This is a genomic window from Fusobacterium sp. FSA-380-WT-3A, from assembly GCF_012843705.1.
Taxonomy (GTDB): domain Bacteria; phylum Fusobacteriota; class Fusobacteriia; order Fusobacteriales; family Fusobacteriaceae; genus Fusobacterium_B.
Genome location: NZ_JABAFQ010000001.1, coordinates 324,339 through 343,295 on the forward strand (window position 1 = coordinate 324,339; position 18,957 = coordinate 343,295).

The window sequence follows — 18,957 nt, forward strand, 5'->3', positions numbered from 1 at the left end:
AAAATTTTAATAATTTATTATATAGAAGTCAATAAAATAACAAGAAAGTGTTATATCACAGTTAAGAGGTAATTTATGGAAAAAGATTTTAAATATATTGAATTGTATAAAAAATTAAAAGAAAAAATTGAGAAAAATGAATTAACAGAAAATAGTAAATTACCATCTATAAGATTTTTAGCTAAAAAATACAATCTTAATAATATTACTGTATTAAAAGCCTATAATTTATTAGAAAAAGATGGATACATAATTAAAAAACAAGGAGCTGGTATTTTTGTAAAACCAAAAGAATACATTTTTTATAATTCTCCTATTAAAAATTCAACAAACACTTTTAATCAAGGATTTAAAAAATTAGATAGTGATAATATTATTAATTTTATTAGTGGAAACCAAAATTTTAATATAGAAATCTACAATAAATTAAAAGAAATTCTTTTAAAACTTTCTAATTCTTTAGAGTATGATGTCTTTAATTATCAATTAACCGAAGGAAATGAAAAATTAAGAAAAATTATAAAAGATAAACTTTTAAAAAAAGATATTTATATTTCTATAAAAAATATTCAAATAATAAATGGAACACAGCAAGGTTTAGATTTAATTTTAAAATCCATAATCACTAAAAATCGAAATAAAATAATAGTTGGAGAACCTACTTATCATGGTGCATTGAATATTTTTAGAAATAATTGTAAAATTTTTACTGTTAAAATGGAAAAAGATGGATTTAATTTGGAGGAGTTAGAAAATATACTTATAAATGAAAAAATTTCTTTTATTTATACAATGACTGATTTAAGTTGTCCTATGGGAATTTCTTGGAGTGACGAAAAGAAAATTAAATTGTTAGAATTAGCTAAAAAATATAAAACTTATATTTTGGAGGATGATTTTTCATCAGAACTTTATTATAATAATTCTAAAAAAATATCTCTAAAAAGTTTAGATACAGAAAATAAATATGTTATTTATTTGAAATCTTATTCAAAAATTTTAAGCTCTGGTTTAAGATTAGCTTTTATGATTTTTCCAAATGAATTATCAGAAAAAATAAAAGGAGCTAAATTTATATCAGATATTTCTAGTTCTGGTTTAGAGCAATATATTTTATTAGAATTTTTAAAAGATAAATTTTTAGAACAACATATAAAAAACTTAAATAAAATTTATAAAGAGAGATATGAATATATAAAAAGCGAAATTAAGAAGATAGAAGAATTAGAAATAGAGTATGATATTGAAGGTGGTTTTTATATTTGGCTTAAACTAGATTCTAAAATTGACTACAATAAATTTTATTCTGAAACTAAAAAATTAGGTATATTATTATTACCTGCTTTTTATTTTTACTTAGACAATAAAAATCGTCCATATTTTAGATTGAGTTTTGCTTCTACTGATAAAGAAAAAATTTCTTTAGGATTTAAAGGAATAAAAGAAATTATAGAAAATTTAAATACAAAAAGAAAAAATACTCAATAAAGTATTTCTTCTTTCCGTAAAATTTATCAATAAGAATAAAATTAAATTTATATAGGCACATTAGTTTTTAAAAATTCATAAAAAAATAAACCTATTCCTATAAAAAATATTAATCCTAAAATTTCTATTAATTTTTTCATTATAATTTTTTGATAGATACTATAAAAATTTCTCTATCTAACCTCCTTAGAATATATTTAACTTTAATTATCATATCATTTACTTTTATTCTTTTCAATATTAAAAAATTTTTAAATAATAAAAGTAACTTTTTTTAATTAAACCATTCTAAAATTTTATATTTTAATTAAATTTTATACTAATTTACAAATATTTTTTTCATTTTGAAAAAAATATATAACTTTTTTAAAACTTTTCTCGTCATAATGTCAGATTGAAAGTTAAAAATAAAATAATTCTTTTTTGAAAGTTAAGAATTATTAAAAATGTATTTGCCTGTCTATGGAGGAGGTAAAATATGAACCCAAATATGTTTACAGAAAATTCTATACTAGCTTTAAATGAAGCTAGAAGTTTGGCTATAAAATATAGTCAACAAACAATTAAACCTGAAATTTTAGCCTTAGCACTTCTTACAAATAAAGAGGGACTAATTCCTAGAATTATTGAAAAAATGGGACTAAATACAGGTAATATTGTTAGAGAATTAGAAGGAGAAATTGATAGATTTCCAAAAGTTTCTGGTAATTCAGATGTAGGACTTGATATGGCAACAAATAAAGTTCTAATTGAAGCTGAAAATGAAATGAAAAAAATGGAAGACTCTTATATAAGTGTTGAACATATTTTCATTGCACTTTTAGAAGAAAGTAGAATTTTAAAAAGATTGATTGATTTAAAACAATTTAGAGAAACTGTAAAAGCTGTTAGAGGAAATCAAAAAGTAGATTCTCAAAATCCAGAAGCAAAATATGAAGTTCTTGAAAAATATGCTAGAGATTTAGTAGAGCTTGCCCGTGAAGGTAAAATTGACCCAATAATTGGTAGGGATACAGAAATAAGAAGAACTATTCAAATTATTTCAAGAAGAACAAAAAACAATCCTATCCTTATAGGAGAACCTGGTGTAGGTAAAACTGCTATTGCTGAAGGAATAGCTCAAAGAATTTTAAATGGTGATGTTCCTGAAAATCTAAAAAATAAAAAAATATTCTCACTTGATATGGGAGCTTTAATTGCTGGAGCTAAATATAGAGGAGAATTTGAAGAAAGATTAAAAGCAGTTCTTAAAGAAGTTGAGGAATCTCATGGAAACATAATTCTATTCATTGATGAAATTCATACTATTGTTGGAGCTGGTAAAACAGATGGAGCCATGGATGCTGGTAACTTATTAAAACCTATGCTTGCTAGAGGAGAGGTAAAAGTTATTGGAGCTACTACTATAGATGAATATAGAAAATATATTGAAAAAGACCCAGCTCTTGAAAGAAGATTCCAAATTGTTATGGTTGATGAACCAAGTGTTGAAGATACAATTTCAGTTCTTAGAGGACTTAAAGAAAAATATGAAGTTTATCATGGAATTAGAATAAGTGATGGGGCTATTGTATCAGCTGCTGTCCTAAGTGATAGATATATTTCTGATAGATTTTTACCAGATAAAGCTATTGACTTAATAGACGAAGCTGCTGCTATGATAAGAACAGAAATTGATTCTATGCCTAGTGAATTAGATGAACTTACAAGAAAATCTATGCAACTTGAAATTGAGAGAGAAGCTCTAAAAAAAGAAGATGATGATGCTTCTAAAGAAAGACTAATAGCTCTTGAAAAAGAATTAGCTGAAATTAATTCTAAAAAATCTGTTTTAAAATCTCAATGGGATGTAGAAAAACAAGGTGTAGAAAAAGTTAAAAAGCTTAAAGCTGATATTGATAAAACTAAACTAGAAATTGAAAAAGCTGAAAGAGATTATGATTTAAATAAATTAGCAGAATTAAAATATGGTAAACTTGCCACTCTTGAAAAACAATTAAAGACAGAACAAGAAGCTATCGAAAGTAAATTTAGTCATTCTTTATTAAAGTTGGAAGTAACTGATGAAGAAATTGCTGATATTGTTTCTAAATGGACAGGTATTCCTGTAAATAAATTAGTTGAAAGTGAAAAAGAAAAAATATTAAATCTTGAGAAATCTTTAAATGAAAGAGTTATGGGTCAAGAGGAAGCTGTAAAACTTGTAGCTGATACAATTTTAAGAGCTAGAGCTGGTTTAAAAGATAGTAGAAGACCTATTGGTTCATTTATCTTTTTAGGCCCTACTGGTGTAGGTAAAACTTATTTAGCTAAATCTCTTGCTTATAATTTATTTGATGATGAAGATAATATTGTAAGAATAGATATGAGTGAATATATGGATAAGTTTTCAGTAACTAGACTTATAGGAGCACCTCCAGGATATGTAGGATATGAAGAAGGTGGACAATTAACAGAAGCTGTAAGAAGAAAACCTTATTCTGTAATTCTATTTGATGAAATTGAAAAAGCTCATCCTGATGTATTTAATACGTTCTTGCAAATATTAGATGATGGTAGACTAACTGATGGACAAGGTAGATTAGTTGATTTTAAAAATACTTTAATTATTATGACATCTAATATAGGAAGTAATTTAATTTTGGAAGACCCTAATCTTTCTGAAGAAACAAAAGAAGCCGTTATGAAAATTATGAAGCAATCATTTAAACCTGAATTTTTAAATAGAATTGATGATATTATAATTTTCAAAAGCTTAGGTATTGAGTCTATAAGAAATATTGTAAAAGCTCTTTTAAATGATACTAAAAATAAATTAAAAGATAGATATATCACACTTAACTTTTCAGATGCTGTAATTGATTATTTAGCTAAAAATTCTTTTGACCCACAATATGGAGCAAGACCACTTAAAAGATTTATTCAAAAAGAGGTTGAAACTGAATTAGCTAAAAAAGTATTGGCTAATGAAATTAAAGATAAAAGTGAAGTTCTTGTAGATATTGAAAATGATAAAATAATTTTTAAAGTAAAATAAATAAAAAATTAAATCATTTATAGAAAATGGATGTTGGAATAGGCATCCATTTTTTATTAGATTATGTTATAATTTAATAAATAACAATCTTATTATTTTATTAATTTTAATGATTTAATATATCATTTATAAGATTTATATTTTATAAAAATGTATACTAAAATCAGGAGGTAGAAATTATGTTAAAAATACAAACTCTTTTGGAAAATGAGAATTCAAGAAATCATTCTCTCCTATCAGAACATGGACTTTCTTTTTTTATAACTATTGATGATAAAAAGCTTTTATTTGACTGTAGTGGGGGAGATAAATTTATAAAAAATGCTGAAAAATTAGGTATTAATTTAAATGAAGTAGATACAGTTATATTAAGCCATTCGCATTATGACCATTGTTGTGGATTTCTTGATTTGATAAAACATTTTAAAATTTTAAAACTTATAACAGGACATAATTTTTTCAATACTAAATATTCTTTTGATGGGGTAAAATACACATATTTAGGTTGTGGTTTTGATAAAAAATTGTTAGAAAAAAATACTATTGAACATATAGAGTGTGGGGATATTTTAAAGCTTCATAATAATATATTTTTAATTGGAAATTTTAACAGAAAATTTGATTTTGAAAAAAGTCCTGACAGATTTGTTATAGAGACAAATGAAAAATTTAGAAAAGATGATTTTGGAGATGAAATTTGCTTAGTAATAAATACAGAAAAAGGTCTAATTGTAATTACAGGTTGTTCACATCCTGGTATTTTAAACATACTTACTACTATACAACAAAGATTAAATAAAAATATATATGCTGTTTTTGGAGGTACTCATTTAGTTGAAGCTGATGAAATCCGTTGTTTAAAAACTATAGAAGAAATGGAAAAATTAAAAATAAATATTGTTGGATTTTCTCACTGTTCTGGAGAATTAATTTTAAATTTAATAAAAGAAAATAAAAATTTTGTAAGTTGTAGGTTAAATACTGGTGATATGATAAAAATTTAATATCAGTATATTTGTATACATATCGACAATATATAAAAATTATATATTGTCGATATTTTTTTTATATTTGAAAAAGGGTTTAAAATATTATAGTATTTATATAATTTTAAAATTTTACAATTGAAAGGGGAAGAAAAATATGACAGAAATAGTTAAAATTTCAAATGAATATTTTGAAGAAATAAATACTCTAAGAAAATATTTTCATGAAAATCCAGAATTAAGTAATAAAGAATTTAATACAACTAAAATTATTACTGAAAAATTATTAGAATACGGATTAGAAATAGAAAATATTGGTTTAAAAACAGGAGTAAGTGCTATTTTAAAAGGAAAGTATCCTGGTAAAACTGTAATTATCAGAGAAGATATAGATGCTCTTCCTATGCAGGAAAATACAGGATTAGATTATTCATCAAAAATAAATGGAGTATGTCATTCATGTGGACATGATTTACATATAGCCACTTCACTTCTTTGTGCTAAAGTATTAAAGAATTTTAAAGATGAATTACATGGAAATATAAGATTTTTATTTCAACCAGCTGAAGAAACAGCTGAAGGAGCAAGAGAGATGATTAAGTGTGGAGTTATGAATCTATCTCCAAAAGCAGATTGTATTATAGGAGTGCATACTTCACCTGATATTCCTGTTGGAATGGTAGGTATAAAAAAAGGACCTGCCAATGCTTCTTGTGATACTTTTAAAATAAAAGTTTTTGGAACTGGAGGACATGGAGCACATCCTTACAGATGTGTTGACCCTATAGTTATTGCTTCATATTTAGTAACTCAATTACAAACTATAGTTTCTAGAGAAACTCAAGCTGTATATCCTGCAGTAATAACAATTGGAATGATTCATGGAGGTACTGCTCCTAATATAATTCCATCAGAAGTTGAACTTCAAGGAAATATTCGTACTTTTAATGAAAAAGAAAGAGAAAAAATCTTAAATTCTGTTGAAAGAATTTCAAAAGGAGTTGCTGAAAGTATGAGAGGACATGCTGAAGTAGAAATAATGAGAGGAATTCCAGTTTTATTAAATGATAATGAAATTGCAGATATTTTAATAAAAGCCGTTTCTAAATCTCTTGGAAAAGATAAAATATTTAATATTGAACTTCCTTCTCCTGGGTCTGATGATTTTGCTTGTTTCCTAGAATTTTGTCCAGGAATGCAATTTAGAATAGGAACTGCTAATGATGACCCAAATTCAAGATGTGGATTACATAGTCCAAAAAATATTTTTGATAGTAGAGGATTTTTAGCTGGTGCTATAGCTATGTCACAATATGTAATAGAATATTTAAACAACAAATAATTTTTAGGAGGTAACTTATGAAAGAACAAAAAAAATTTCATTTTCCAGGTACATGTGCCTTATTATTTATGATAATTATTGTAGCCACAATTTTAACTTGGGTTATTCCTGCTGGAAAATTTGATACAGAAAAAGTTGGAAATATCACAAGAGTTATTCCAGGAACATTTCATTTTATAGAAAGAACTCCTCAAGGAATTTGGGCAGTTTTTAATGCTGTTGTTATTGGATTTTTTAAAGCTTCTAAATTAATGACTATGATAATGTTTGTAGGGGCTGCTATATATCTATTAGAAAAAACAAAAACAATAGAATTAGCTTTTACTAAATTGACTAAGAATAGAAGTATTAATGACTCATTTATTGTATTTTCTATTATGTTATTTATGACAATTGGTGGAGCAGCTGGAGTTTTTGCAAATCCAACAGTTGCTCTTATTCCTATTGGAATTTTATTGACAACTGCTATGGGATTAGATAAAGCTTCTGGATTTTTAATGGTTTATTTAGGAGCATATTCTGGATTTAATGTTGGTTGGGCAAATTCTTCAACATTAGCTGTAGCTCATCCTATTGCTGAATTACCTATTTTCTCTGGATTTAATGTAAGAGTTATCATACATATTATAAACTTTATATTTAATTTCATATTTGTTATGTGGTACATAAAATCTATTAGAAAAAATCCTAAAAATAGTTTAAATTATGAAGAAGGAATGAAAACAGAAGATTATATGGGAATACATATTGACGATAATCAAGAAAAAGAAGAATTTACATGGAAACACGCAATTTCTTTAGTAGCTACTTTAGTAGCAATTGCTATTATATTAATTGGAGCAACTAAATATGGGTGGAGTAATGACCATTTTTCTACTGTATTCTTTATGTTATCTCTATTTATAGGTTTAGTACATGGATTAGGGTTAAATGGTACTATTCAAATGTTCTTAAAAGGTTGTGCTAGTATGATTAATGCTGCTTTTATAGTTGGATTTGCAAATGGAATTTCTATTATATTAGCAGACGGAAATATACTAAATACTATTGTTTATGGATTATCAATTCCTATGGAAAAAATGGGAACTGTAATAGGAGCTAATTTTATGTTTATAGCAAATCTTATTATTAACTTATTTATTCCTTCTGGTTCTGGACAAGCAGCAGCAGTTATGCCTATAATGGTTCCAGTAGCTGACTTAGCTGGGATAACAAGACAAGTAGCCGTTCAAGCATTCCAATTTGGTGATGGTTTCTCTAACTGTATTTATCCAACTGCTGGAACATTAATGGGTTCTCTAGGAATAGCTGGAGTCGCTTGGAATAGATATGCAAAAAAATTCTTACCTCTTATAATAGTTCAAATCATATTCTCTTTTGTATGTTTGACAATTCTTCAATCAATTGGTTGGACTGGTTTATAAAATATCATTATAAGAAATGATTCCTAAAAATAAAGGAAGTATTGCTTCCTTTATTTTTGTATAAATCAGTATTTTAATTTAATTAAAAAATTTTGTTTAATACTTTTAAATTGTTAAAATATTTTTATAAAATAAAAAAATTATGGAGGATTAATTTATGAAAGATTTAAAAGAAAAATGTAAAATTGCTGTTGTTCAAGGGACTCCAGTATTATTTAACAAAGAAAAATGTATAGAAAAAATTATTAATTTCATTAAAGAAAGTTCTAAAAAAAATACTGAACTTATTGTTTTTCCTGAACTTTTTGTACCAGGGTATCCTTACGGGATGACTTTTGGTTTTACTGTTGGTAGTAGAAAAGAATTTGGAAGAAAAGATTGGAAGAAATATTATGATAATTCTATAGTTATTCCTGGTCCTGAAACTGATAAAATTGCTAAAACAGCAAAAAAATTTAATATGTATGTAAGTGTTGGGGTATCAGAAAGAGATTTAGAAACAGCAACACTTTATAATAGTAATATTATTTTTTCTCCAAATGGAGAAATTTTATCTGTACATAGAAAATTAAAACCAACAGGTAGTGAGAGAGTAGTTTGGGGAGATGCAAATAAAAATTATTTCCCTGTATGTAATACTCCTTGGGGGAATATAGGAAATTTAATTTGTTGGGAAAGTTATATGCCTTTAGCAAGGGTAGCTTTATATGAAAAAGGTGTGACTATATATATTTCTCCTAATACAAATGATAATGAAGAGTGGCAACATACTATAAAACATATTGCTATTGAAGGACATTGTTATTTTATAAATTCAAATATGTTTTTTAAAAAAGAAGATTATCCTAAAGATTTACTTTCAAAAGAAGAAATTGATAAATTAGATGATATAGTTTGTAGAGGAGGAAGTTGTATTGTAGACCCCTATGGACATTATGAAACAGAACCTATTTGGGACAAAGAAGAAATAATCTATGCTGAATTAGATATGGAAAAAGTTCCTATGAGTAGAATGGAGTTTGATGCTTGTGGACATTATTCAAGACCAGATGTTTTACAATTAAAAATTGATGATAAATAATATTCTTTTTAATTTTTGAATGTGGTATAATGTATACATAAATAATAAAAACTCTTGGAGGTGAGTTTTATGTATTTTATAATCACATTGTTAATTGGACTAATAGGAGCTAAAATAGCATTAAAATATAATATTCCTGCTGGGGCTATGATTGGTTCTCTTTTTGCTGTAGCTTTTTTTAATGTTCTAACTAATAAAGCAGACCTCCCTCAATCATATAAAATAATAACTCAAATTTCCACAGGAACTTTTATTGGAGCTAAAATAACAGCTCAAGATGTAAAAGGATTGAAGAAAATTTTTATTCCAAGTTTAATAATGGTTATTTTAATGGCATTTTTTAATTTTGGAATGGGATATTTTATATATAAAACAACAAATATAGATATTGTAACAGCTCTTTTTGCTACTTCTCCTGGTGGAATAGCTGATATAACAATAATTGCTTATGACTTTGGAGCTGAATCATCAAAAGTTGCTTTACTTCAAATGATTCGTTTGATATCTGTAGTAGGAATAATTCCAACACTTATAAAGATTTTATCAAAAAAATTTAAAAGAAGAGCTAATAGAAATTTAAATGAAAAAATTTTAGAAAAAGATTCTACAGAAAATAAAAAAATTTTTTCTAAAAAAGAAAATTTACAAAGAATTTTTTTAACTTTAAGTATAGGAACTCTTGGAGGAATATTAGGATATATTTTAAAAATTCCATCTGGAGCAATGACTTTATCTATGATTGTAATTGCTATTTACAATATAATTTTTGATAAAGCTTATATGCCTATAAAATTAAGACAACTTATACAAGTTTTAGCTGGAGCTTTAATAGGGGCTAAAATGACTATGAAAGATTTAGTAAGTTTAAAAGAGATATTTATTCCTGTTTTTATAGTTATAATAGGATTTTGTATAATGAATTTAGTTTTAGGAATTTTAATTTATAAAATTACTGATTTTGATGTTGAAACTTCTCTTTTTGCTGCTTCTCCTGGTGGAATGTCTGATATGTCTATAATTGCCAGTGAAATGGGAGCAGATACACCAAAAGTTGCTACAATGCAATTTTTTAGGCTTGTTACTGTTGTTGCTATATATCCAATATTAATAAGTTTTATAAAAAATTTATTTGTATAGTTTAAAAAAGAAATTGTAAAAAAATTTTAGTTAATTACTTAAAATTTTAATAACAATTTCTTTTTTTATATTTATTTTATAATCTTATTTTCTATAGATAAAATTTCTTAAGAATTATCTTTGAAAATATTATTAAATATTATATAATATATTTGTTGATGATAATTTAAAAATTAGGAAGTGAAATAATATGGATAAAGAGCAAATCTGTATAATAAAAAAAATTATAGCTGAACAATTAGATATAGATGAAATTGAAATAAAAAATACTTCTAATTTATTCGATGAATTAGGCGCTGATTCTTTTGATATAGCTAATATTATAAGTGAAATTGAAATAAAATTTGAAATATCTATTCCATATACAGAAGCTAAACATATTAGAAAAATGGATGAACTTTTAAATCATATCAATGATAAATTAAAAAAATTGGAGAAATAATGTTATTTAAAAGAGAAGAATTGCTTATAGGAAAAGAAAATTTAGATAAACTAAAAAATTCTCATGTACTAGTTTTTGGACTTGGAGGTGTTGGAGGATTTGTAGTAGAAGGTTTAGTAAGAGGAGGTATAGGTGAGTTAACAATTGTTGATTATGATACTGTTGACATTACTAATATAAATAGGCAAATAATAGCTACTACAAAAACTATAGGAAAATTAAAAACAGAACTTATTTATGAAAGAGCAAAATCAATTAATCCTAATATTAAAATAAATTCTATCAGTGAAAAATATTTAAAAGAAAATAAAGATATGTTTTTTCAAAATAAAAAATATGATTATATTGTAGATGCAATAGATATGGTTTCTTCAAAACTTAGTATAATTGAAGAAGCTAATAAATTAAATATCCCTATTATTTCTTCTATGGGAACAGGTAATAAATTAGACCCTTTAAAATTAGAAATTGCAGATATAAGTAAAACTTCTGTTTGTCCTTTAGCAAGAGTAATTAGAAAAGAGGTAAAAAATAGAGGAATAAAAAGACTTAAAGTTCTTTATTCTAAAGAAGAACCAAAAAAACCTTTAAATGAAGACAATAGTAGAGAAAAATCTGTCAATGTTGGAAGTATATCTTTTGTACCTTCTGTAGCTGGACTTATAATTGCTGGTGAAGTGATAAAAGATATTTGTAATATAAAATAATAAAATAAGAAAGGAAATTAAATATATGGAAAAAATAGGAATTTTTTATGGAACAACTTCTGGAAAAACAGAAGCAATAGCTGATGAAATAGATTTTAACTTAAGAAAACATGACCATGAAGTTTTTAATGTAGCTGATGGTATTGATGAGATTGAAAACTTTAAAAATCTTATTTTAATTACACCTACCTACGGAGTTGGAGAATTACAAAAAGATTGGGAAAATCACTCTTCCCAATTAAAAAATATAGATTTCTCTGGTAAAAAAGTGGCTCTTGTTGGACTTGGAAATCAATTTACTTTTGGAGAATCTTTTGTTGAAGGAATGAAAAAACTTTATGATATTGTTATAGAAAATCATGGAAAAGTTATTGGATTTACTTCTAATGAAGGGTATAAATATCAAGAAACTGAAGCTGTAATAGGAGATAAATTTGTTGGTCTTGCTTTAGATGAAACTAATCAAGATAATGAAACTCCTGAAAGAGTAAGTGCTTGGATTAAAGAAATTTTAAAAGAATTTTATTAGAATTTAATTTAAAAGGACTGTTGCATTTTATTAAACTGTTAAAAACAAATAAAATTTTCATAATTAAAAATATTTTGTGAAAACATATTTTATTTTTATAACAAAGAATTTGCAACAGTCACTTTTTTTATTTTAATAATTTATGATATAATTAAATATATTATTTTTAAATTTAGGGATGGAACTATGAAAAAAGAAAAAAGAATACAAGAGTTAAAAGAGTTAATAAAAAAATATAGTGATTACTACTATAATCAAAATGAAAGTCTTATTTCTGATGTTGAATTTGATAAGCTTTTAAAAGAATTAGAGGAACTTGAAGGTAAAAATCCTCAATTTAAAATGTTTGATTCTCCTACTATAAATGTTGGAGCAAGTGTAAAAAATACAAAATTTGCTAAAGTTACTCATAAAGAAAAAATGTTAAGTTTATCAAATAGCTATAACATTGGAGAAATAGAAGATTTTATAAATAGAGTAGATAAGCTTTTAGAAAATAATAAAAAACCTACTTATGTTTTAGAAGTAAAATTAGATGGTTTATCTATAAGTATAACTTATAAAAATGGAAAACTTGTACAGGGAGTTACAAGAGGAGATGGAATTATTGGAGAAGATGTTACAGAAAATATAATGGAAATCTCTAGTATTCCTAAAACTTTAAAAGAAAAAATTAATATTGAAGTAAGAGGAGAGATAGTTTTACCTATAAGTAAATTTTTAGAAATAAATGAAAAAAAATTAGCTCAAGGAGAAGAAATATTTGCAAATCCTAGAAATGCTGCAAGTGGTACTCTTCGTCAATTAGATTCAAAAATTGTAAAAGAAAGAGGTTTAGATTGTTATTTCTACTTTGTAGTTAATGGAGAACAATATGGTATTAAAACTCATAAAGAAGCTTTTGATTTTCTTGAAAAATTAGGATTAAAAACTACAAAAATTGCTGAAGTATTATCTACTTCAAAAGAAATTGATGAAAGAATAGAATACTGGAAAGATGCTAGAGAAAAATTAGATTATGAAACTGATGGAATGGTTTTAAAAGTTAATGAGATTGAATATTGGGATGTATTAGGAAATACAACTAAAAGTCCTAGATGGGCAATAGCTTATAAATTTCCTGCAAAACAAGTATCTACTAAACTTCTAGATATTACATGGCAAGTAGGAAGAACAGGAAAAATAACTCCAGTTGCTGAATTAGAAGAAGTAGAAGTTTCAGGAAGCCGTATAAAAAGAGCAAGTTTACATAATTTTGATGAAATAAAAAGAAAAGACATAAGGATTGGAGATAAGGTCTTTATAGAAAAAGCAGCTGAAATAATACCACAAGTTGTAAAATCTATAAAAAAATTAAGAGATGGTAGTGAAAAAATAATTACTGCTCCAACTAATTGCCCTGTATGTGATTCTTTATTAGAAAAAGAAGAGGGTTTAGTTGATTTAAAATGTTCTAATCATAATTGTCCTGCCAAAGTTCAAGGAAAATTTGAATATTTTGTTTCAAGAGATGGAATGAATATAGTTGGGCTTGGTCAAAAAATAGTTGAAAGATTTATTGATTTGGGATATTTAAATGATATAACAGATATTTATATGCTTTATACTCATAAAGAAGAGATAGAAAAACTTGAAAAAATGGGTAAAAAAAGTGTAGAAAATCTTTTAAATTCTATTGAAGAAAGTAAAACCAGAGATTATTCAAAAGTTTTATACTCATTAGGAATTCCAGAGGTTGGAAAATTTATGGGAAATCTTTTAGCTGAAGTGAGTAAAGATATAGATACTCTTATAAATATGACAAAAGAGGAACTTTTAAGTATAAATGGAGTTGGTGATAAAGTTGCTGATTCAATTATTAATTTCTTTAAAAATGAAAAGAATATAGAGATAATTAATAAATTAAAAGAATATGGATTAAACTTTTCTTTAGGAAATCAGTCTAAGGTAGAGAAGAAGGTTTTTGAAGGAAAAACATTTTTAGTTACAGGAAAACTTGTAAAATTTACTAGAAATGGAATAAAAGAGGAAATTGAAAAATTTGGTGGAAAAAACTTATCTGCTGTAAGTAAAAATTTAGATTATTTAATAGTTGGAGAAAATGCTGGTAGTAAATTGGCTAAAGCTACTGAGTTAGGAACTGTTAAAATCATAACTGAAGAAGAGTTTTTTGAGATTGTAAATAATAAATAATTAAGTGTTATTTGACTATTGTTTAATAGTATGATATATTAAAGTGTATAAAAAATGAAGATATGGAGAGGAATGAAATGATAAGTAGTTTACTAAAAATGATTTTTGGTACTAAAAATGACAGAGAAGTAAAAAGAATACAAAAAAAAGTAAAAGAAATCAATGCCTTAGAACCAGAAATTTCAAAATTATCTGATGAAGAATTAAAAGCTAAAACAGTTGAATTTAAAGAAAGATTATCTAAGGGAGAAACTTTAGATGATATATTAGTAGAAGCTTTTGCTGTAGTTAGAGAAGCATCTATAAGAGTTTTAGGAATGAGACATTATGATGTACAATTAATTGGAGGAATTGTACTTCATGAAGGAAAAATTACAGAGATGAAAACAGGGGAAGGAAAAACATTAGTTGCTACAGCTCCTGTATATTTAAATGCTCTTACTGGAAAAGGAGTTCATATTATCACTGTAAACGACTACCTTGCAAAAAGAGATAAGGAACAAATGGGTAGAGTTTATGAATTTTTGGGACTTACTACTGGAGTTATATTAAATGGGATGTTAAATGATGAAAGAAAAGAAGCATACTTATGTGATATTACTTATGGTACTAACTCTGAATTTGGTTTTGACTATTTAAGAGATAATATGGTTAAAAAATTAGAAGATAAAGTACAAAGACCTTTAAATTATTGTATAGTTGACGAGGTTGACTCAATTTTAATTGACGAGGCTAGAACTCCATTAATTATATCTGGGGCAGCTGAAAATACTGCAAAACTTTATAAAACTTTCTATACTGTAGCTACTTACTTAGAGAGAAGTAGAGAAACAGAAAAAATAACAGATATTAAAAAGAAAAAAGAAATGAATATTCCTGATGAAGTATGGAAAGATTATGAAGTAGATGAAAAAGCAAAAAATATTGTTCTTACAGAAAAAGGTGTTAAAAAAGTTGAAAAAATGCTTAATATAGAAAACTTATATGCACCAGAAACAATAGAGTTAACTCACTATTTAATGCAATGTTTAAAAGCAAAAGAATTATTTGAAAGAGATAAAGATTATTTAATAAGAGAAAATGAAGTTATAATTATAGATGAATTCACAGGAAGAGCTTTAGAAGGAAGAAGATATTCTGATGGATTACATCAAGCTATTGAAGCAAAAGAGGGAGTTAAAATAGCTGGTGAAAACCAAACTTTGGCTTCTATCACTTTACAAAACTACTTTAGAATGTATGAAAAATTATCTGGTATGACAGGTACAGCTGAAACTGAAGCTCCTGAATTTGTATTTATTTATGGATTAGAAGTTGTAGTTATCCCTACAAATAAACCTGTTATCAGAAAAGACAATGGTGATATAATCTATAAAACTCATGAAGAAAAAATAGAAGCTATTGTTGAAAAAATAAAAGAACTTTATACAAAAGGACAACCTGTATTAGTTGGTACTATAACTATTCAAGGTTCTGAATTATTATCAAATGAATTGAAAAAATTAAATATTCCTCACAATGTATTAAACGCTAAATTCCATGAAAAAGAAGCTGAAATAGTTGCTCAAGCTGGAAGATATAAAGCTGTTACTATTGCTACAAATATGGCTGGAAGAGGAACTGACATAATGCTTGGAGGAAATCCAGAATTTATGGCTAAAAAAGAAGCTAATTCTTCAGAAGAATATACTCAATTATTAGAAAAATATAAAGTACAATGTGAAGAGGAAAAAGAAAAAGTAAGAGAATTAGGTGGATTATTTATCCTTGGAACTGAAAGACATGAGTCTAGAAGAATTGATAATCAATTAAGAGGGCGTTCTGGAAGACAAGGAGACCCTGGAGAATCTCAATTCTATTTATCATTAGAAGATGACTTAATGAAATTATTTGGTTCTGACAGAGTTAAATCTGTTATGGAAAGATTAGGAATTCCTAAAGGTGAACCAATAACACATAGAATGATTACTAAAGCTATTGAAAATGCTCAAAAGAAAGTTGAGTCTAGAAACTTTGGAATCAGAAAATCATTACTTGAATTTGATGATGTTATGAATAAACAAAGAGAAGCAATATATGCTAGTAGAAATGAAGCTCTTTCTAAAGATGATTTAAAAGAAACTATAATTTCAATGTTAAGTGGTACTATTCATTCTGCAGTTATAGAAAGATTTGTTGGAGAATTTAAAGAAGAATGGGATGTAAAAGGACTTTCTGAATTCTTAGAAGAAAAATATGATTATATAATTGAAGATTTAGAAGATTATAAATCTTATGGAATAGAAGAATATGCTGAAAAGTTATCTAGCATTATTGCTGAAAAATATAAAGCTAAGGAAGAAGAAATTGGTTCAGATTTAATGAGACAAATTGAAAAATATGTTTTATTAGAAGTTGTTGATAACAGATGGAGAGAACATTTAAAAGCATTAGATGGATTAAGAGAAGGTATATACTTAAGGTCTTATGGTCAAAGAGACCCTATTGTAGAATATAAATTACTTTCTGGTGAATTATATGGAAAAATGTTAGAAACAATAAAAACTGAAACAACTTCATATATGTTTAAAGTAATGGTAAGAACTCCAGAAGAGGTTGAAACAGAAGAAACTAACATAATAGAAGAAAAAGATGAAGTAAATGTTGGAGGACCTGATAATCCAGATGCTCCTTGCTCTTGTGGAAGTGGAAAACCTTATAAAAAATGTTGTGGTAGATAAATAAAAAGGTATGGTGATAATTATGAAAAAAATTTTAATAGTTGCATCTCTTTTAGTTCTTGGAGCTTGTAGTTCATTAAAAAAAGAACCTAAAACTATTACTAACGAAGAGATAAAAAATTGGGATAAAACTATTGCAAAAATTGTTGTAGATAGTGCTTATATTCCAGATGAATATGGTAATGAAGACCCTATTTATTACTTAAGAAAAACTGGAAAAATGTCTGAAAAAGATTTCCAATTTTTAAGTACATTAAATACTAAAAATGAATTTAATGAAGAAGAAATTGAAAAATTTACAAAATTATTAGATAAATATCCTTCAAAAATAGATAGAAAATTCTTTTTAGAAGATACAAATATAAAAAATCCAAAAGCTTTAGTTGATAAAATGGTTAACGAATCTCGTTTAAGAATGGCAAATCCTTCAAACCATATATCATCTAGAGTTGCTACTGAAGAAGAATGGGAACAAATAGTAGCTTTTTCTAAAAAAGATGATTTAAATGAAAAAGATGTAAAAAAATTAAGAAAATTATTAAATAATTTTATAAAAAGAAAAGAATTCTTTGATGAAAGAAGTTGGTATGGAGCAGAAATTTCTAGTAGATTAGAATATATTGTAGAAAAATCTAAATCAGATGTTTTAAGCAAAAAAGAACTTAACAATATCAATGCTAAAGCTTTATATATAGCTTATCCTGATTATTTATCTCCATTGGATAGATGGAAAGATTAGAAAATTTGGCGTCTTAAATGACGCCTTTTTTTATAAAAAATCTATAAATGACTTTTAAAATTTGATAAAAAATGGTAAAATCTAGTATAAACATATAATTAATATATAAAAATATTTAGGAGGAGAATAAATGATTATAGTTACAGGAGCTGCAGGATTTATTGGTAGTGCATTTATATGGAAACTAAATGAAATGGGAATAAATGACATCATTGCTGTGGACAAAATGAGAACAGAAGATAAATGGCTAAATTTAAGAAAAAGAGATTATGCTGACTGGGTTGATAGGGATAATCTTTTTGATTGGTTATCTATTCCAGAAAATGCAAACAAAATCACAGGAGTTGTTCATTTAGGAGCTTGTTCAGCTACAACTGAAAAAGATGGAGATTATTTAATGAGTAACAACTATGGTTACACAAAAAAACTTTGGGAATTTTGCTCTAAACAAAATATTAATTTTGTAAATGCTTCTTCTGCTGCTACTTATGGAGCTGGAGAATTAGGATATAATGATGATATAACTGTAGAAGAATTTAAGAAACTAATGCCTTTAAATAAGTATGGATATTCTAAAAAAATATTTGATGATTGGTCATTTAAACAAATTAAAACTCCAAAACAATGGATAAGCTGTAAATTCTTTAATGTTTATGGTCCACAAGAATATCATAAAGGAAGAATGGCATCAATGGTTTTCCATACTTTCAATCAATATAAAGCAAATGGTGGAGTAAAACTTTTCAAATCACATAAAGAGGGATTTGAAGATGGAGGGCAATTAAGAGATTTTGTTTATATAAAAGATGTTGTTGATGTTTTATATTTCTTTTTAACTGAAAAAGTTGAATCAGGAGTATATAATTTAGGTACAGGAGAAGCTAGAAGCTTTAGAGACTTATCTATGGCTACTATGGAAGCTGCTGCTGGAAAAAAATTAAATGAAAAAGATGTGATTGAATATGTTCCTATGCCTGAAGACTTAAGAGGAAAATATCAATATTATACAAAAGCTGAGATGAATAAATTAAAAAGAGCTGGATATACAAAAAAATTCCATTCTTTAGAAGAGGGAGTTTATGATTATGTAGTAAATTATCTAGCTAAAGAAGATTCTTATCTATAGGAGGAA

General features: G+C 25.9%; 14 protein-coding genes. All 14 read left to right on the forward strand.

Annotated elements, in window-relative coordinates; all coding sequences use genetic code 11:
* Positions 1–75: 75 nt before the first annotated feature.
* Complete coding sequence (locus tag HF862_RS01580; RefSeq protein WP_170186160.1) at positions 76–1,488, forward strand: PLP-dependent aminotransferase family protein; 1,413 nt, start codon at positions 76–78, stop codon at positions 1,486–1,488.
* Between the two features lie 478 nt (positions 1,489–1,966).
* Positions 1,967–4,525: an ATP-dependent chaperone ClpB gene (clpB, locus tag HF862_RS01585; protein WP_170186161.1), complete on the forward strand. Its 2,559-nt coding sequence runs from the start codon at positions 1,967–1,969 to the stop codon at positions 4,523–4,525.
* A 179-nt stretch (positions 4,526–4,704) separates the two neighbouring features.
* Positions 4,705–5,529, forward strand: a complete 825-nt coding sequence (locus tag HF862_RS01590; RefSeq protein WP_170186162.1) for an MBL fold metallo-hydrolase — start codon at positions 4,705–4,707, stop codon at positions 5,527–5,529.
* A gap of 139 nt (positions 5,530–5,668) precedes the next feature.
* Complete coding sequence (locus HF862_RS01595) at positions 5,669–6,853, forward strand: M20 family metallopeptidase (RefSeq protein WP_170186163.1); 1,185 nt, start codon at positions 5,669–5,671, stop codon at positions 6,851–6,853.
* Between the two features lie 17 nt (positions 6,854–6,870).
* Positions 6,871–8,277 carry a YfcC family protein gene (locus tag HF862_RS01600; protein ID WP_170186164.1) on the forward strand — a complete coding sequence of 469 codons (1,407 nt, stop codon included), beginning with the start codon at positions 6,871–6,873 and terminating at the stop codon, positions 8,275–8,277.
* 157 nt (positions 8,278–8,434) lie between these two features.
* Entirely contained in the window at positions 8,435–9,358 is a 924-nt protein-coding gene (locus HF862_RS01605; RefSeq protein ID WP_170186165.1) for a carbon-nitrogen hydrolase family protein, read from the forward strand.
* Between the two features lie 69 nt (positions 9,359–9,427).
* Positions 9,428–10,495 carry an AbrB family transcriptional regulator gene (locus HF862_RS01610; RefSeq protein ID WP_170186166.1) on the forward strand — a complete coding sequence of 356 codons (1,068 nt, stop codon included), beginning with the start codon at positions 9,428–9,430 and terminating at the stop codon, positions 10,493–10,495.
* A gap of 190 nt (positions 10,496–10,685) precedes the next feature.
* Positions 10,686–10,937: an acyl carrier protein gene (locus HF862_RS01615; protein ID WP_170186167.1), complete on the forward strand. Its 252-nt coding sequence runs from the start codon at positions 10,686–10,688 to the stop codon at positions 10,935–10,937.
* The gene (locus tag HF862_RS01620; RefSeq protein ID WP_170186168.1) at positions 10,937–11,644 is read left to right on the forward strand and encodes a ThiF family adenylyltransferase; all 708 of its coding nucleotides are present in this window, start codon (positions 10,937–10,939) and stop codon (positions 11,642–11,644) included. Before HF862_RS01615 ends, HF862_RS01620 begins: the two co-directional genes overlap by 1 nt.
* Positions 11,645–11,669: 25 nt before the next feature.
* Positions 11,670–12,173: a flavodoxin gene (locus HF862_RS01625; RefSeq protein ID WP_170186169.1), complete on the forward strand. Its 504-nt coding sequence runs from the start codon at positions 11,670–11,672 to the stop codon at positions 12,171–12,173.
* 186 nt (positions 12,174–12,359) lie between these two features.
* Complete coding sequence (gene ligA / locus HF862_RS01630; RefSeq protein ID WP_170186170.1) at positions 12,360–14,366, forward strand: NAD-dependent DNA ligase LigA; 2,007 nt, start codon at positions 12,360–12,362, stop codon at positions 14,364–14,366.
* Between the two features lie 77 nt (positions 14,367–14,443).
* Positions 14,444–17,086, forward strand: coding sequence for a preprotein translocase subunit SecA (gene secA / locus HF862_RS01635; protein WP_170186171.1), 2,643 nt, complete (start codon positions 14,444–14,446; stop codon positions 17,084–17,086).
* Positions 17,087–17,108: 22 nt separating this feature from the next.
* Entirely contained in the window at positions 17,109–17,825 is a 717-nt protein-coding gene (locus tag HF862_RS01640; protein WP_170186172.1) for a hypothetical protein, read from the forward strand.
* 130 nt (positions 17,826–17,955) lie between these two features.
* On the forward strand, positions 17,956–18,951 hold the full coding sequence (rfaD, locus tag HF862_RS01645) for an ADP-glyceromanno-heptose 6-epimerase (protein ID WP_170186173.1): 996 nt from the start codon (positions 17,956–17,958) through the stop codon (positions 18,949–18,951).
* Positions 18,952–18,957 lie beyond the last annotated feature (6 nt).

Bases quoted from the DNA above. Each gene is read 5' to 3' on its own strand.
- HF862_RS01580 (WP_170186160.1), top strand. From the start codon at position 76: ATGGAAAAAGATTTTAAATATATTGAATTGTATAAAAAATTAAAAGAA.
- clpB (WP_170186161.1), top strand. From the start codon at position 1,967: ATGAACCCAAATATGTTTACAGAAAATTCTATACTAGCTTTAAATGAA.
- HF862_RS01590 (WP_170186162.1), top strand. From the start codon at position 4,705: ATGTTAAAAATACAAACTCTTTTGGAAAATGAGAATTCAAGAAATCAT.
- HF862_RS01595 (WP_170186163.1), top strand. From the start codon at position 5,669: ATGACAGAAATAGTTAAAATTTCAAATGAATATTTTGAAGAAATAAAT.
- HF862_RS01600 (WP_170186164.1), top strand. From the start codon at position 6,871: ATGAAAGAACAAAAAAAATTTCATTTTCCAGGTACATGTGCCTTATTA.
- HF862_RS01605 (WP_170186165.1), top strand. From the start codon at position 8,435: ATGAAAGATTTAAAAGAAAAATGTAAAATTGCTGTTGTTCAAGGGACT.
- HF862_RS01610 (WP_170186166.1), top strand. From the start codon at position 9,428: ATGTATTTTATAATCACATTGTTAATTGGACTAATAGGAGCTAAAATA.
- HF862_RS01615 (WP_170186167.1), top strand. From the start codon at position 10,686: ATGGATAAAGAGCAAATCTGTATAATAAAAAAAATTATAGCTGAACAA.
- HF862_RS01620 (WP_170186168.1), top strand. From the start codon at position 10,937: ATGTTATTTAAAAGAGAAGAATTGCTTATAGGAAAAGAAAATTTAGAT.
- HF862_RS01625 (WP_170186169.1), top strand. From the start codon at position 11,670: ATGGAAAAAATAGGAATTTTTTATGGAACAACTTCTGGAAAAACAGAA.
- ligA (WP_170186170.1), top strand. From the start codon at position 12,360: ATGAAAAAAGAAAAAAGAATACAAGAGTTAAAAGAGTTAATAAAAAAA.
- secA (WP_170186171.1), top strand. From the start codon at position 14,444: ATGATAAGTAGTTTACTAAAAATGATTTTTGGTACTAAAAATGACAGA.
- HF862_RS01640 (WP_170186172.1), top strand. From the start codon at position 17,109: ATGAAAAAAATTTTAATAGTTGCATCTCTTTTAGTTCTTGGAGCTTGT.
- rfaD (WP_170186173.1), top strand. From the start codon at position 17,956: ATGATTATAGTTACAGGAGCTGCAGGATTTATTGGTAGTGCATTTATA.